Source organism: Aeromicrobium sp. CF3.5, from assembly GCF_051262695.1.
In the GTDB taxonomy this organism is placed as follows: Bacteria; Actinomycetota; Actinomycetes; order Propionibacteriales; family Nocardioidaceae; genus Aeromicrobium.
The window spans coordinates 500,985-513,770 of the sequence record NZ_JBIMEZ010000001.1 but is presented as its reverse complement, the minus strand read 5'-3'; the positions used below and the strand labels follow the sequence as shown (position 1 = coordinate 513,770).

At 67.6% G+C, this 12,786-nt stretch carries 11 protein-coding genes and 1 tRNA gene; 9 read left to right on the top strand and 3 right to left on the bottom strand.

Features of this window, described 5'->3' with window-relative positions:
- Window positions 1-50 precede the first annotated feature (50 nt).
- From ACHAA3_RS02580 to ACHAA3_RS02570, 3 genes are all read left to right on the top strand, one after another.
- Window positions 51-1,370, top strand: coding sequence for an MmgE/PrpD family protein (locus ACHAA3_RS02580; protein ID WP_435707371.1), 1,320 nt, complete (start codon window positions 51-53; stop codon window positions 1,368-1,370).
- Complete coding sequence (locus tag ACHAA3_RS02575) at window positions 1,367-2,767, top strand: MmgE/PrpD family protein (protein ID WP_435707370.1); 1,401 nt, start codon at window positions 1,367-1,369, stop codon at window positions 2,765-2,767. The genes ACHAA3_RS02580 and ACHAA3_RS02575 overlap by 4 nt, the downstream gene beginning before the upstream one ends.
- A gap of 78 nt (window positions 2,768-2,845) precedes the next feature.
- Window positions 2,846-2,918, top strand: a tRNA-Thr gene (locus ACHAA3_RS02570).
- 19 nt (window positions 2,919-2,937) lie between these two features.
- Here the strand turns inward: ACHAA3_RS02570 and ACHAA3_RS02565 are convergent.
- Both ACHAA3_RS02565 and ACHAA3_RS02560 read right to left on the bottom strand, forming a co-directional pair.
- A complete protein-coding gene (locus ACHAA3_RS02565; RefSeq protein ID WP_435707369.1) occupies window positions 2,938-3,264 on the bottom strand; it encodes a cupin domain-containing protein in 327 nt (108 codons plus the stop codon).
- 90 nt (window positions 3,265-3,354) lie between these two features.
- Window positions 3,355-4,026: a TetR/AcrR family transcriptional regulator gene (locus tag ACHAA3_RS02560; RefSeq protein WP_435707368.1), complete on the bottom strand. Its 672-nt coding sequence runs from the start codon at window positions 4,024-4,026 to the stop codon at window positions 3,355-3,357.
- Between the two features lie 156 nt (window positions 4,027-4,182).
- Between ACHAA3_RS02560 and ACHAA3_RS02555 the strand changes: the two genes are divergently transcribed.
- Window positions 4,183-6,441 carry an MMPL family transporter gene (locus tag ACHAA3_RS02555; protein ID WP_435707367.1) on the top strand — a complete coding sequence of 753 codons (2,259 nt, stop codon included), beginning with the start codon at window positions 4,183-4,185 and terminating at the stop codon, window positions 6,439-6,441.
- On the opposite strand, the gene ACHAA3_RS02550 is transcribed toward ACHAA3_RS02555, so the two are convergent.
- Window positions 6,412-6,999 carry a TetR/AcrR family transcriptional regulator gene (locus ACHAA3_RS02550; protein ID WP_435707366.1) on the bottom strand — a complete coding sequence of 196 codons (588 nt, stop codon included), beginning with the start codon at window positions 6,997-6,999 and terminating at the stop codon, window positions 6,412-6,414. The genes ACHAA3_RS02555 and ACHAA3_RS02550 overlap by 30 nt on opposite strands.
- A 97-nt stretch (window positions 7,000-7,096) precedes the next feature.
- On the opposite strand from ACHAA3_RS02550, the gene ACHAA3_RS02545 reads away from it, so the two are divergent.
- The 5 genes from ACHAA3_RS02545 (at window position 7,097) to ACHAA3_RS02525 (ending at window position 12,773) form a co-directional block, all read left to right on the top strand.
- Window positions 7,097-8,479, top strand: a complete 1,383-nt coding sequence (locus ACHAA3_RS02545) for a flavin-containing monooxygenase (RefSeq protein ID WP_435707365.1) — start codon at window positions 7,097-7,099, stop codon at window positions 8,477-8,479.
- Complete coding sequence (locus ACHAA3_RS02540; protein ID WP_435707364.1) at window positions 8,476-9,315, top strand: SDR family NAD(P)-dependent oxidoreductase; 840 nt, start codon at window positions 8,476-8,478, stop codon at window positions 9,313-9,315. Before ACHAA3_RS02545 ends, ACHAA3_RS02540 begins: the two co-directional genes overlap by 4 nt.
- A gap of 1 nt (window position 9,316) precedes the next feature.
- Window positions 9,317-10,933, top strand: a complete 1,617-nt coding sequence (locus tag ACHAA3_RS02535) for an alpha-amylase family glycosyl hydrolase (RefSeq protein WP_435707363.1) — start codon at window positions 9,317-9,319, stop codon at window positions 10,931-10,933.
- Window position 10,934: 1 nt separating this feature from the next.
- Window positions 10,935-11,420, top strand: coding sequence for an acyl-CoA thioesterase (locus tag ACHAA3_RS02530; RefSeq protein ID WP_435707362.1), 486 nt, complete (start codon window positions 10,935-10,937; stop codon window positions 11,418-11,420).
- 102 nt (window positions 11,421-11,522) lie between these two features.
- Complete coding sequence (locus ACHAA3_RS02525; protein WP_435707361.1) at window positions 11,523-12,773, top strand: MFS transporter; 1,251 nt, start codon at window positions 11,523-11,525, stop codon at window positions 12,771-12,773.
- Window positions 12,774-12,786: the final 13 nt, after the last annotated feature.

The window sequence follows — 12,786 nt, the reverse complement described above, 5'->3', positions numbered from 1 at the left end:
AGTGGCCGGCAGAGCGTTGGGACTCGTGGCGCGAGCGACTCATCGCGCGTGTGAACACGACCGATGCATCGACGATGTTCGGCGACGATGCGTTGCGGCGCAAGGTGTCGCTCGTCCTGGCTGATGATCTTGCGGCGATGATCGCCGGCCACGAGCACGCCGAGGTACGGACGCTGGTCACCCAGGCAAAGGCCCACGGCGGACAGCAGGAGGCCAGGTTGCTCAACGGGGTACGCCTCCCGCGGGAGAAGGCCGCCGCGATCAATGCGACAGCAGCTGCCTGGGACGAGCTCGATGAGGGATACCGACCCGCCACCTGCCACGGCGGTCTCTACACGATCCCGGTCGTGATTGCCGAAGCCGAGGCCACGGGCCGGACGATCGCCGAGGTGCTGGCTGCGGTCGTGGTGGGTTATGAGGTCGTGACCGCCTTCGCGCGAGTTCTTCCGGCGCCGCGTCCGCTCGTGCTGCACCCACACGCGACTCTCTCCCCGATCGGCGCCGCGGCAGCTCTGACATGGCTTCGCACGGGTGATGCGCGGTCGACGTTGGCCGCTGCCGATGTCGCCGTCACGATGTCGATGGCCGGTCCGTTCGAGCATGCGGTCTCGGGTGCACAGGTGCGCAATGCCTGGCCCGCTGCTGGAGCGATGCTCGGTTTTCTCGCCGCGGACATGGCCGCGGCAGGATTGGGTGCCGAGCCCACCAGCGCGCGCGAGACGTTCGCGCGCGGCTACGGGCACAGCCTGAACGATGCCGAGCTGGACCACGACTTCGCGTACTGGGCGATTCTCGACGGCTACCACAAGGCGTACGCCACCTGTCAGTACACGCACTCGGCCCTCGAGGCATCGGTGGAGCTGGCCGACGGGGCCCTGGCCGGTCGATCGATCGACGACATCAGGGACATCATGATCTCGACACATCCTTTGGCGTACCCGCTCGACAACCGAAGCCCGCTCACCACCTTGGCCGGGAAGTTCTCGCTGCCCCACGTGGTCTCGGCCGTGCTGGCCACCGGGCAGACGGAACCGTCCACCTTCGACGAGCACCTCTTGGCCGACGAGGCCATCGATCGGCTACGGCAGCGGGTCCAGATCTCACCGTTCGAGCCGCTCCCGCCAGCGCCCCATGATCGACCGGCTCGAGTCACCCTCACGTTCACCGATGGCTCGGTGGCTGACGCCACCTGCTTGAGTGCGATCGGCGGACCGGATCGCCCCTTGACCGAGTCCCACGTGCTCGACAAGATCGCACGGCTCACGGAACCGGCGGCACCCGCGTTCGAGAGCTTTGCTCGCTCATTGGTCGATGGACCGATGGTCGATCAACGCGCCTGGTCCCTCGCGATGGACGGAGCGCTCGGATGAGCGTCGAGCTCGGTCTCAGTCGCGAGATCGTCCGTCGGGCAGGGGCGCAGTTCCACGTGCTGCCCGACGACGTATCGGTGGCGGCCCGCCTCCACCTGCTGGACGCGCTCGGCGTGGGTGCCGCTGCCGCCCGCCGCGGTCCTCTGCGGAACCTGCCCCAGCTGGCGGCTGCCCACCCGGGCGGACGCTCGAGCGTGCTGGGTGCCCCGCACACCACCACGGCCGCAGTCGCCGCACTCATCAACGGTTCGCTGATCCATTCGCTGGAGTACGACGACACGCATGTCGCTTCGGTGATGCACGGCAGCAGCACGGTCGCCGCCGCAGCGCTTGCAGTCGCGCAGGAGACGCAGGCCGACGGGCGCGATCTTCTGGGGGCGTTCGCGCTGGGTTGGGAGGTGCTGGTGCGCATGGGCCTGGCCAGCCCAGGGACCCTGCAGGCCAGGGGTTTTCAGACCACGTCCGCGGCAGGTCCGTTTGCCGCGGCGCTCGTCGCGAGCCTCCTGCACCGAGACAGTGACGAGGTGGCCGTCAATGCGCTCGGCATCGCTGGAAGTCAGCCGGGCGGCACGTTCGCATTCCTCGCCGGGGGCGACACGGTCAAGGCGGGCCAGCCAGCCTGGGCCGCACATTCTGGCATCTGGGCGGCCGAGCTGGCCAGGGCAGGGATGACGGGCCCTGAGGGGGTTCTGGAAGGGCCACTGGGATTCTTCGCCCTGTACGCCGACGACGAGCAGGCAGCCGATCGACTGGCTGAGGGGTTGTCGGACCTGGGGGAGCGGTGGCACCTGACCGAGGCCGCATTCAAGCTGCTCCCGTGCTGCCACTTCATCCATCCGTTCGTGGAGGCGGTGAGTCAGGTGGTCGGTCCGCAGATTGCTGCGCACGATGTGGAGTCCATCCACTGTTTCGTCCCCCGGGGGGCGGCCCCGATCATCGCGGAGCCATGGAGCGTGCGTCAGGCTCCGGCGTCCCCGCACGATGCACGCTGGAGCCTGCCGTACGTGATGGCCGCTCAGGTGATCGACGGAGTAGTTGATCTGGATCTGTTCGACGAGCCGATTGGTGGTGCGCGGCTGGCGCTCTCACAGCGCATCACCCACGAGATCTGGGACGACTCGGGATTTCCTGCCCGCTATCCGGCGCGCGTCAGGATCGCCGCGCGGGACGGTCGGGTGATCGAGGGAGTGGTCGACGACGTTCTCGGTGGAGCTGGCCGCCCGGTTCCGGCCGACCAGGTGATCGCCAAGGCAACGGCGAACCTGTCGCAGGCCGGCGTCAGCGACTCCCACGCTGAAGCGCTCATCGCGGAGATTCTCACGGCCCCCTCCCCGGACGTCTCCGTCATCGGCCGGCTGCTGACCGAGCACCACCCGAGGACGTCGGGGGAGGGGTAGCCACGAGCCGCGTCTCCAACCGGGGCAGTCGTCGCACTGGGTCGATCGCCTACGATGAGGGGGCGGGTTTGTCCGCACGCCTCTGTAGCTCAGTTGGTAGAGCGCCTTACTTGTAATAAGGATGTCGCGGGTTCGAATCCTGTCGGAGGCTCCGAACGGTCTCTGACCTGCTAGGTGTTGACGGTCATCAGCACGATGACCGACTCCTCGAGGGCCTCCAGGGAGTGCGGCGCGTCTGGCACGACCAGCAGATCGCCGGCAGACCCCTCGAGCCTCTGACCGGCTCCCTCGACCACGACGTGCCCGGACACCACCTGGACGAGGGCCTCTCCGGGGTTGTTGTGCTCGTCGAGCATCCGGCCAGCGGTCAGGGCGATCATGGTCAGATGCATCTGGTGCTCGCGGCCGCCGTACAGCTTGTGGCCGCTGCGGCCACTGGACGCCTGGCGCGCGATCTGGAGATGTTCGTCGGCAAGGTCGGGCACGGAGATGCGCATCGGTTGCTCCCTCGGTAGGAGTCCCACCATAGGCCTGCGCTGACCTGGTTCGTGTGAATGGCGGCCCTGACCCGGTGCCCCTGAGAAGGGCTAATCGTCGATCGGTGTTGAGGCGTGGAGCAGCAACGCGGCGATGGCGCTGCCGGCTCGCGTCGGGAAGTCGCCGAGGGCATCTTCGAGCAGGGTGTCGGTCTTGATTCGTTCGACCGCTCCGACGACCAGGAGGACCAGCAGGTCGGCATCCAGGGTTGGACGTCGTTCGAGCCGATGGAGGCCTTGTGACATCAGGAGGCGGGTGTCTGCCTCGGCTCGCGCGCGGATCTGCAGCTGCCTGCCGATGAGGACGGGGTCGCGCAGGGTGACGGGGAGGGCTTCCATCAGCGCAAGCTGCCAGTCGCGGCTCACTGTCCCGATCAACAGCACCTCGATCAGCGTCGTGGTGAGGTCGTCGATGGTGAAGTCGGTGTCGTCAGCGGCTATCTGCTCGATGTAACGCGACATGCGGGCCGTGGACAGCTCGCGTTCTCGGTCCATCGCGGCGAGCATCAGCTCTTCCTTGGAGCCGAAGTTGGAGTAGAAGGCCCCGCGCGTGAATCCCGCGGCCTGCGTGACCTGGTCGATGGTGGCGCCACTGAGTCCGTGCTCGGCGAATACTCCGTGCGCTGCCTCGATCAGCGCAGCTCGCGTCTGGCGCCTCTTCGTGCTGTCGGCGGAACGTGACGACGGGTCCGATCCCTCCGTGACTTTCGGTCCTGCTCGCATGGCTCTCCTCCTCGCGCCCGCATCCTACCGCGTCGTCCGACTGGTGATACGCGGTGTATCGGATTCATAATGTATCCGATACGATCCGTATCGGATACAAAACGTATCGCGCGAGAGATGGCGGATCTCGCATCCGCCCGATGAGGGGAGAACGGCATGTCCATGTTCTTGTATCGCTTGGGACGCTGGTCCTACCGAGCGCGTCGATGGGTCGCAGGGGCCTGGGTGCTGCTGCTGCTCGCAACGGTGGCGGGATCGGCGCTGTTGGGCCGCCCGCCAGTCGAAGGGTTCTCGATTCCGGGAACGGAGGCGCAGGAGGCGATGGACACGCTGGGTGAGGCGTTTCCGGAGATGACCGGATCGTCGGCCCAGGTCATCGTGGTGGCGCCGGACGGCTCGCGCATCGACGACGAGCCGTCGAAAGCGGCCCTGGGGACAGCAGTGCGCACTCTGGGGGGCATCGATGACGTGGTGGCCGTCTCGGACCCGTTCGACCCAGCAACCACCGACGGCATGACCGATGACGGGACGGCTGCGCTGGTGTCGGTGCAGCTGGGGAAGGAGGCCGCCGAGGTGGACGGTGCCACCTTGGCCGGGCTCACCGACGCCGGTGACGAGCTCCGAGCCATGCTTCCTGAAGGCAGTCAGGTGTCCATCGGAGGTGAGGCCTTCGCAGCGGTGGAGGTCCCGCACGACAACCTGGGGGAGATCATCGGCATCGCACTCGCGTTCCTGGTCCTGCTGGTGACCTTCGGATCGTTCGTCGCCGCAGGCCTGCCGTTGATCACGGCGGTGGGTGTCGTCGGTGTGACGCTGACGGCCATCGGGGTGGTGACCTCGTTCGCCGACATCTCCTCGACCGCGCCGGTGCTGGCCACCATGCTGGGCCTGGCGGTGGGCATCGACTACGCGCTGTTCGTCCTGTCGCGCCACGTCAGACAGCTGCGGGAGGGCATGGCGGCCGAGGAGTCCGTTGCTCGTTCGGTGGCGACGGCCGGGTCAGCCGTCGTCTTCGCCGGGTTGACCGTCGTGATCGCCCTGGTCGGCCTGGCGATCGTGAACATCCCGTTCCTGACGGTCATGGGGGTGGCGGCCGGAGCCGCTGTGGGACTGGCCGTGGTCATGGCGCTGACCCTGACGCCGGCTCTGCTGGGATTCTCCTCCGGCCTCCTGGTCCGCGGCATCAGGCGGCGCGAAGCGAAGCGTGTGGCGCGGGCTCGGCACCTGGAGCCGGACCGGTCGGTGGTCATCGATGAGCGGAAGTCCGTCTCGACACGGTTCTTCTCCCGTTGGGTGCGACTGGCGACGGTGCGTCCACTGGTCACGATCGGCCTGGTGGTCGGGACGATCGGCCTGCTCAGCGTGCCTGCCCTCGATCTCCGTCTGGGGCTGCAGGATGCCGGGAGTCAGCCCCGCGACTCATCGGCACGCCAGACGTACGACCTCGTCGCCGAGAACTTCGGCCCCGGCCGCAACGGATCGCTGCTGGTGACCGGATCACTCGACGGCGTGGACGATCCCGTCGCTGTCATGGGTGCCCTGCGTGAGGATCTCCTGGCCGTCGACTCGGTGGCCTCCATCCCCCTCGCGACCCCGGACCCCACGGGGACGACGGGCCTCTTGACGGTCGTCCCGCAGAGTTCGCCGGACTCCGACGAGACCAAGGACCTGGTGGCCGCGATCCGTTCGGCCGCAGGAGACCTCGAGGCCGAGCATGGGGTCGCCCTGTCGGTGACGGGTGCGGCTGCCGCGGGCATCGACGTCTCGGCGTTGCTCAGCGATGCGCTGGTCCCGTACATCGCCTTCATCGTCATCTTGTCCCTGATCCTGCTGACCATGGTGTTTCGATCGATCTGGGTCCCCCTGAAGGCGACGGTGGGGTTCCTCCTGACGATCGGCTCGGCCTTGGGGTCCGTGGCACTGGCCTACTCGTGGGGCTGGTTCGCCGGGCCACTGGGAATCGAGCAGACGGGCCCGGTCATCAGCTTCATGCCGATCATCGTGCTCGGTGTGCTGTTCGGCCTCGCGATGGACTACGAGGTGTTCCTCGTCTCCGCCATCCGCGAGGACTACGTGCACGGCGCCGGAGCGCAGTCGGCGATCATGAGTGGCTTCAGCCGTTCAGCTCCGATCGTCACGGCCGCTGCCCTGATCATGTTCGCCGTGTTCGCGACATTCGTCCCTGCTGCTGACTCGACGATCAAGCCCATCGCGCTGGCGTTGGCAGTGGGGGTGTTCGTGGACGCCTTCGTGGTGCGTATGACCTTCGTACCCGCGGTCATGACGTTGCTCGGGGATCGAGCCTGGAGCATGCCGGCATGGCTCGATCGCCTGCTGCCGTCCTTCGACGTGGAGGGGGAGAAGCTGACGCGCGAGCTCGCCTCGTCAGGTCGACCTGTTCTCGAGCAGGTATGAGAACAGGCGCAGGGCGTCCTTGCGGCTCGGATCATCTGGCGCCGCGAGCTCGGCCAGGCTGAGGCCGTCCATGACGGCGACGACGAGTGCTGCCAGTGCGTCGGCGCCGCCCGGGAGATCGACATCGGCAGAATCGGCCCAGTCCTGGATGCCGGAGCGGGCGGTGGCGGTGTAGGCGGCGTACTGCTCGCGCGCCAGCCCCCGGAGATCGTCGTCTCGCACGGCGAAGGTGGTGATCTCGAACAGGGCGATCTGACGTCCGATCGGCATGGATGCGTACCGGTCGTGGATCCGCTCGAGGCGTCCGGCGCTCGCGCCGTCCACCTCCTCGTCGGCGACGGTGCGAAGGTCGGTGAGCAGCGCATCGACCACGGCTGCCACGAGCGCTTCCTTGCCGGCGTACCAGTAGTGCACGGTCCCCAGGGGGAGTCCCGCTTCGTCCGCCACCCGGCGGGTGGTCACGGCCGCGATCCCGTCGCGCTCGACGACGGCGATGGCAGCTCGAAGGAGTGCTTCTCGTGTCTCAGGTCCGCGTTGTCTGTTCGGTCGTCCGGCCATTTGTGCAGCATCGCACATCGTCAATCCACTCAATCTGGTCATTTGACCAAGTCGTGTGACCAGATCATACTGGGCGCACTGAACGAAGGAGAGCACCATGTCTGGACCCACTCACCGAATCCCGCTCGTACCTGCCACGGACGACCATCCGGTGGTCGTCGTGGGAGCGGGGCCCGCCGGTCTCGCGACAGCGCGCGCGCTGAGCACGCGGGGCATCCCGTACGTCCACCTGGAGCGGCACGACGACGTCGGTGGCATCTGGGACATCGACAACCCGGGGACGCCGATGTACAGGACGGCCCATTTCATCTCCTCGCGAGACAAGTCCGGCTTCTTCGACCACCCGATGCCGAGTCGGTTCGCCGACTACCCGAGTCGCGAACAGATCCTCGAGTACACGCAGACCTTCACAGATCGCTTCGCCCTGCGTGAACGAATCCAGTTCGACACCGAGGTGCTCAGCACGCGGCAGGACGACACGACGGGGGAGTGGAGCGTCCAGACCGACGCAGGGGACATCACGGCGTCCGCGGTCATCTGCTGCACCGGGGTCACCTGGGACGCACGCATCCCGGACACGCCGGGCCGCTTCGACGGCGAGGTCCGTCACTCGGTGACGTATGTCGACCCTGGCGAGTTCGCGGGTCGTCGCGTCCTCGTGGTGGGGCTAGGCAACTCGGGTGCGGACATCGCCTGCGATGCCGCGCAGGCGGCGGCCCAGGCGTTCATCAGTACGCGTCGGGGCTATCACTTCGTCCCCAAGCACATCTTCGGGCAACCGGCGGACCAGTCGGAGTCCCTGCCCATCTGGGCAGAGCGTCTGCTGCACCGCATCTTCGCCTCGGTGATCATCGGCGACGTCACGCGATGGGGCCTACCGAAGCCGGACCACAAGCTGTTCGAGTCCCATCCGCTGATCAACACCCAGCTGCTGCATCATCTCCAGCACGGCGACATCGCCGCCAAGTCGGCGATCAGACGCTTCGACGGCGACGCGGTGATCTTCGCGGACGGAACGCGAGAGCAGGTCGACCTCGTGCTGTACGCGACGGGCTACGACATGTCGATCTCCTACGTCCCGGAGGAGTACCTCGAGTGGTCCGGCGGACGACCGCAGATGTACCTCAATGCCTTCGCGCGCCGCCCTGGTCTGTTCGGGGTCAGCTACATCGAGGTCAACTCGAGCGCCTACACCCTGTTCGATCGCATCGCCCACCTCATCGCCGAGCACCTCGACGACGTCCGCCGTGATCCCGAGCGGGCGCGGCAGGTGCGGCAGATCGTCGAGGGGGACCGCCCGGACGTGTCCGGAGGTGTCGACTTCGTCAGCAGTGATCGTCACGCCACCTACGTCGAGGTTCGCGCCTACAAGCGAGAGCTTCGCCGCCTCGCGAAGCGTGTGGGATGGCCTGAGCTAGCGCCAGGACGATTCGTCAAGCCCGCGTCGAAGCAGGCGCAGACGTCGGAGGTGGCGTCGTGAGCGGCCGCCCCCTCGCCCTCGTCACGGGGGTCGGCGGCGGCATCGGACTGGGCGTGGCCCGCATGCTCGCCGGGCGCGGGTACGACATCGTCGCTGTCGATCTGGACTCGCGCGGTGTCGACCGGGCCGTCGCCGAGCTCGGACCACAGACGATCGGAGTGATCAGCGATGCTGGCGTCGTCGCCGAGGTCGAGGCGCTCGCCGAGAGGATCAGCGGGGAGTGGGCCGAACGGCTCGAAATCGTGGTGTGCAACGCGGGTGTGATCTACCCCGGCGACGTCGTCGACGCCCAGCCTGAGGCGTTCCGCACCCAGGTCGACGTCATGCTGGCCTCCCCGATGCGACTGATCGCCGCGGCTGCGTCTGTCATGGCGCCCCGCGGGCGCGGACACCTCCTGGCGACGGTCTCGATGGGTGGGGTCTTGGCGCTGCCCGGTTCGGCGGCCTACTCGGCCTCGAAGGCGGGACTGCGCGCCTTTCTCACCGCCCTGTCCGCAGAGCTGCGTGACAGCGGAGTGGTGGTCTCAGGAGTCTTCCCCAGCGGCGTCGACACACCGATGCTGCGCGCCGAAGCGCTGCACGGGGGCAGCGTCCTCAACTTCGTCGGAAAGGTGCTCTCGGTCGACGACGTCGTCCGAGGTTACGAAAAAGCCCTCGACTCACGTCGTCTGGAGGTCTTCGTGCCGCGCACCGACGGGGTCTTCGCTCGGCTGATGGCGTTCGCTCCCCAGCTCGGCAACAAGGCACTGCCTGCGCTGGAGGCACTCGGCCGCAAGGGCCATGCCCACTACCTACAGACGATGACGCCCGACGCGGCGTCGTACACGAAGGACTGACATGAACAACCAGATTTCGGACCAACCCGCTGCTGACTGGTGGCGCCAGGCGGTCGTCTACCAGATCTACCCGCGGAGCTTCGCCGACGGATCGGGCGACGGCATCGGCGACTTCGCCGGAGTGCTGAGCCGGATCGACCACCTCGCCGACCTGGGCGTGGACGCGGTGTGGTTCAGCCCGTTCTACCCCTCCGCGCTGAACGACGGCGGCTACGACGTGGACGACTACCGAGACGTCGATCCCACGATCGGTTCCTTGGCGGACTTCGACGAGGTCATCGCGGCGCTGCACGAGTGCGGCATCAAGGTGATCATCGATCTGGTCCCCAATCACTGCTCCGACCGGCACGAGTGGTTCCGGGACGCGATGGCCGCGGGGCCGGGGTCGCGGGAACGATCGCGATTCCACTTCCATGACGGGGCGGGCGAGCATGGCGAGCTGCCCCCGAACGACTGGCAGGCCATGTTCGGCGGGCCTGCATGGACCCGGGTGACCGAGTCGAATGGTCAGCCGGGTCAGTGGTATCTGCACCTGTTCTCCTCGCATCAACCCGACTGGGACTGGTCCAGCGCCGACGTGCGGGACGACTTCTTGCATACCTTGGCGTTCTGGGGTGACCGGGGCGTCGACGGTTTCCGCGTCGACGTCGCGATGGGCATGGCGAAGGACATGAGCGAGCCGTTCCCGTCGTGGCAGGAGATGGGCGGGTTCCCCCTGCTCGGCCTCAACGAGGACAGTCCGTACGCAGATGGACAGCACCCTCTGGTCGATCGTGACGAGCTGACGGAGATCTACGCGGACTGGCGGGCCGTCTTCAACACCTACGATCCTCCGCTCTTCGCGGTGGCGGAGGCGTGGGTCGCGCCCCATCGCCGCGGGCGCTATGCCAGCCTCGACTCGCTGGGCCAGGCCTTCAACTTCGACCTGCTCTCGGCCCCGTGGGATGCCGGCGCCTTCACGATGACCATCCGCGACAACCTGCAGCTGGCCGCCCAGAACGGATCGTCCAGCACGTGGGTCTTCTCCAACCACGACGTGGTCCGCGCAGCCACCCGGTTCGGTGGTCTGTCGCGGTCCCAGGCCGCGACCCTGCTGGCGCTCGCCCTGCCCGGAAGCACCTACGTGTACCAGGGCGAGGAGCTCGGACTGCCCGAGGTCGACGGCATCGCCGCCGAGCACGTGCAGGATCCCTGGGCCGTCGTGGAGAACGGCGTGATGACGTGGGGGCGGGACGGATGTCGTGTCCCGCTGCCCTGGAGCTCCGACGCACCCAGCTTCGGCTTCAGCACCGCTCGAGCGCATCTCCCGCAACCGGAGTGGTTCGGCCAGTACGCGGTCGACTCGCAGGAGGACGACCCAGGGTCGACGCTGGCTCTGATGCGGCGGGCCATCGCGCTGCGCGCGGACCTGCTTGCCGACGACCATGTCGAGTGGCTCGATCTCGGTCCCGGTGTGGTCGCCTTCCGCCGATCCAACGGCTGGGTCTCCGTGACGACGTTCGATCGCACTGAGGTCGTGCTCCCCTCCGGGCGGGTGCTGCTTCGCACCGATCGACGCGTCGATTCGCGACTCCTGGGGCCGGACGCCACCGCGTGGCTCGTGCAGGACGTCGGCTGACATGTCACCCACGCAGCAGCGCGAGGCTGACACCTACTCGTGCGAGATCCAGCCGCGGTGGCGTGACGTCAACGCCGGCGGCCACGTCGACAACGTCGAGGCGTTGCGAGTCCTGGACGAGGCTCGTCAGCTGTTCCTCCGTCACGGCGACGTGGGGACCGGCAGCGGCCCGCAAGGATTGCTCGCGGACGTCCCACCGGTGATCGCCGAGCTGGTCGTGGCCCAACGCGTCGACTATCACGAGGAGATGCGATTCGTGGCCTACCAGCCGTTTCGCATACGACTCTGGGTCGGTCACGTCGGACGGACCTCGTTCGCCGTCTCCTCGGAGCTGTACATGGACTCTGCGCGAGCGCCCGCTGTCAGCGCGGAGACCTCCCTCGTCCTGTTCGACCGGGCGATGAATCACTCATGGGTCGTGTCGGCCCGCGTGCGCAACACGCTGCAGCAGTTCAGCGCGACGCCAGTCGCTCTGCGAGCACGATAGCTGGTCACCAGGCAACTGGTCACTTGACCTGGTCGGATGTCCAAGTTAGGTTTCTCCCCTGCGACGACAGTCGTCGCTCGGGGCGGGAGAGCGGAGTACCGGGTGCGTCGAGCAGCGAGTGGATCGGTCGCAGGACACCCGCCCCAGCCGGTGGGTCTGAAGCGGGTCGGTTGGGGGCTGTTCACCGCGACCGTGGCCGTGTTCGCCCCGTTCGGCGGAGCCACGATCGTGCTGGTCCCCTCCCGTCTGGAGCAGCTCGACGCGCCGCACAAGATCACGCTGCTGGCCATCCTGACCGCGGCGGCGGCGATCGTCTCCTTCCCCGCGTCGGTCATCGTGGGCGCCGTGTCGGACCGGACGCGCAGCCGCCTGGGGCGCCGCAACGGGTGGATCCTCGGCGGCATGCTGGTGTGTGCGGCGTCGACCGCACTGATGGCCACCGCCGACTCCGTGCTGGTCCTGACGGCGGGATTCCTCACCCTGAACGCTGCCCTGAGCGCGACGGCGGCTGCGACGTTGGCGATCATCCCCGACCGCGTCCCCGACGAGCGCAAAGGGACGGCGTCGGCCGCCCAAGGTGCTGGCCTGTTGCTCGGCATGACGCTCGGCGCCCTCGTCGCGGCGCCCTTCACCGTCACCGTCTGGCCCGGATTCTTGGCACTGGCGGTGATCCCGCTGGTTCTCCTGCCGGTGTTCCAGCTGCTGGCTCCCGACGAGTCGAGCCTCGACCTCCCACCCGCAGGCAAGGGTCTTGACCTCCGAGCGACCTTCACCTTCCCGCGTCGGGCTCCCGACTACTACTGGGCATTCTCCGCTCGGCTCCTGGTCATCTTCGGCTTCTACGTGGTCAACGGCTTCCAGCTGTTCATCCTGACCGATTACGTGGGGATGACGAAGGCGGAGTCTGCGGCGATCATCGGGTCGGCCGCGATCATCAATCTGGTCGGATCCCTCCTCGGCGTGGTCCTCGGCGGGCCGCTGTCGGACCGGCTCGGCCGACGCAAGCTCGTGACCGCGATCGCCGCGATCATCATCGGGTTCGGGAACCTCTTCCCGATCCTCGCGGCCGAGCCCTGGGCGATCCTGATCTCGACAGGCATCAGCGGAGTGGGTCTTGGCATGTTCTTCTCGGTCGATGCGGCACTCCAGGCTCAGGTGTTGCCGTCGGAGGAGACTCGCGGCCGCGACCTCGGTCTCCTGTCCCTGGCGAACAACGCGGGCCAGGTCGCCGGTCCGCTCGTCGGTGCCTCGATCGTCGGAGCCGGACTCGGCTTCTCCCCGGTCTTCATCGTGGCGTTCGCCGGATGCTTGGTCGGCGCTGTTCTCCTCCGCCCCATCCGATCGGTGCAATGATGAGGGATCGGAG